Source organism: Dietzia natronolimnaea, from assembly GCF_002289575.1.
Taxonomy (GTDB): domain Bacteria; phylum Actinomycetota; class Actinomycetes; order Mycobacteriales; family Mycobacteriaceae; genus Dietzia; species Dietzia natronolimnaea_A.
Genome location: NZ_NTGA01000076.1, coordinates 1 through 2517, shown reverse-complemented (window position 1 = coordinate 2517; position 2517 = coordinate 1). Strand labels below are relative to the sequence as shown.

The following is a 2517-nucleotide window of genomic DNA, read 5'->3' as shown; positions in this document are numbered from 1 at the left end:
AGGTGCAGGCGCCCTGGGCTGGGGCTCGTAGACAGAATCCTCCTGCCATGCGCGATTTGAGCAGCGGCGTGTCCTGCCAGGGACGTCCGCCGGTGATGTCGGCCAGCGGAATTTGGATCCGGCCACCGGGGCTGCCCGGTGCCGGGTTCTGGGGCGGGGTGTTCTGTTTGGCCAGGTCCAGGGCTCGTTCGTATTCCTCGCGGATGGTGGTGTCGAAGAGTCGGCCGTAGCGCAAGCTCATCTCGGCGCTGACGTGACCGAGTAGGGCCATCAGTGCTTGCAGGGAGACGCCAGCGTTGACCAGTGCGGTCGCGTAGGTGTGGCGCAGCTGGTGGGAGGTGATGTGGTCGAGTCCGGCGATATCGGCGGCGTGGTTGAGTTCGGCGCGCACGCCCTGTTGGGTCAGTCGGCGTCCGAGGTAGGTGAACAGAAACTGTGCTCGGCGCCGGTACCGCGGGTGAGGCAACGGCTGGCAGTGGGAGCGAATCTGGATGACCCTGTCGATCAGTTCGAGGGTCTGATCATCGAGTGGGACCATCCGCTCGGTGGCCATCTTGCCCAGGGGAACCTTGAGCCAGGAGCCATTGCCGTCGATCTCGTGGACGCAGTCCAGTTCCAGGTCGAGCAGCTCGCCGATACGTAGTCCACAGGCTCGCTGCAGGCGCAGAGCCAGCGCAGCGAGCTCGTTCGCGGGATGGGTGGTCAGTGCTTGTTGCAGGCGCCGATCAGCGTCGATCGGTAGGTACCGTGGCAGCACCTGCGGGAGTTTGGGGATGTCATCGCGGAAGAGCACTTTCCTGCCGGGGGCCGCGTCCCAGCCCCACTCGGTGATATCGGTCAGGAACGTCATCACGGCGATCACGCGTCGGTTGCGGTCGCCGTTGCTGATCGGTTTTCCGTCCTTGTCGCTGACCGAGTCGGGCAGCGAGGACAGCCAGGGCTCGATATGGTGGCGCCGATCCAGGTCGGCCACGCTGGCAAGGTCAGGATCGATGCCGGTCAAGAACACACCGAAGTGCTTGAGTCGGGTGGCCATGGTCGAGACGGTCTTGACCTGGCAGGTTGCCTTCTTTCGCTCCAGGTAGGCGACCATTTCGTCCCGGATCGATGGGGTGATCTCGGCCAGTCGCTCAGCCAGCGGGATCGGGCCCCCGGCGCGGGGCAGTTGGTCGACCACGCCCAGGTGGTACAGCACCGTCTGGGTGGTGCTGATCGCCGATAGGTAGTGGCTGTGGCTGGTCCCGGTACGCCGTCCTCGTTCATGGCAGGCTGCGGCGAACGCATCGAGGTCGCTTTGGGTCAGCTCGGTGATCGGGCGGCCAGTCTGGATCAGTAGCCGCACCGGCACCTGCGACCCGGTCGCCAGCCGCACCCGCAGTGAGAACCCCAGGTCCTCGGATGCAGACAGAAATCGATCGATCTCCGGCTGCAGCCAGCTGGACTGGATTTCTCTCCAGATCGAGGACAGCTTGCGTTCGAGCAGATAGTCAAAGCCGGGACGAAGGCCCTGGTGAACCATCAGGTACGTGATCAGCGGGCGGGTCTGACTTCCCGCGGCGAGCCGGTCGGCAAGTGGCTGCTGGGCCCAGGCCTCGGGGTCGGGCCAGGTGCGCAAGAACTTCCGTGCGGCGCGCTCGTAGACCGCGTTTCCCCGGCCCGTAGCGGCGAGGCGATCGAGGTAGGCCTGCAACAGGTCCTCGGCCACCAACCCCGAACCGGTGACGGCGGCGTCACCGGGCCTGGTTGCGAAGGCGTGCACGTGCGGCATCGAACTCCCCTTTCACGTGGACCGGAGCCAGATGAACGTAGCGGGCAGTGGTATCGACGTGGGCGTGCCCGAGCAGGGCCTGCATCACCGCCAGGTCGACGCCGGCCTCGGCCAACACGGTGCCGAAGGTGTGCCGCAACGCGTGTGGATGTCCACCGGTGACTCCGGAGATCTCCCGGTGGTACCGAAAGATCGTGCGCAGGCCCGCCGGAGTCAGCCCCTGCCCGCGGGTGGCGCCCTTAGCCACCAGAAACAGCCGATCCGAATCGGATTCGGGACGTTCTGCCAGCAGATACACATCAATCACTGCCCCGACGTCGGGATCCAGGGGCACGCGACGCTGCTTGGCGCCCTTGCCGGTGACGGTGATCCACCGCCCTCCAATGTCGACGTCGGTGACGTTCAGCCCCAGCACTTCGCAAGATCGCAGGCCGCACCACAGCATCAGTCCCGCGATCGCCCGGTCTCGCCACGTCCGCAGACTCGCGACCAGGGCCGCCGCATCCGGCGCAGACAACGCCACCGGCAACGTTCTCGCCTCCCGCAGTCGCAGCGCCGAGCGGGGCTGTCGACGTCTCCTGGTGTGGGCGAGCATCCCAGACCTCTCCCCAGCGACCAGCCACCGCGCCTCGCGACCTCGCGGGACGGGATTGATGGCGTTCGGATCCCTGAGCCCAGTGAAGGAGTACAGGCCCGAGATCGCCGCCAGGCGCCGATTGATCGTCGTGGCCGCGTACCGGTCCACTCGC

The 2517-nt window shown here is 66.4% G+C and carries 2 protein-coding genes; both read right to left on the bottom strand.

Annotated features, from left to right (window positions below):
* The coding region (locus CEY15_RS17645; protein WP_095719491.1) for a tyrosine-type recombinase/integrase at positions 1 to 1768 on the bottom strand (1768 nt) is incomplete at its 3' end.
* Positions 1731 to 2363, bottom strand: coding sequence for a tyrosine-type recombinase/integrase (locus tag CEY15_RS17640; RefSeq protein ID WP_245847723.1), 633 nt, complete (start codon positions 2361 to 2363; stop codon positions 1731 to 1733). The genes CEY15_RS17640 and CEY15_RS17645, both read right to left, overlap by 38 nt.
* Between the last annotated feature and the right edge of the window lie 154 nt (positions 2364 to 2517).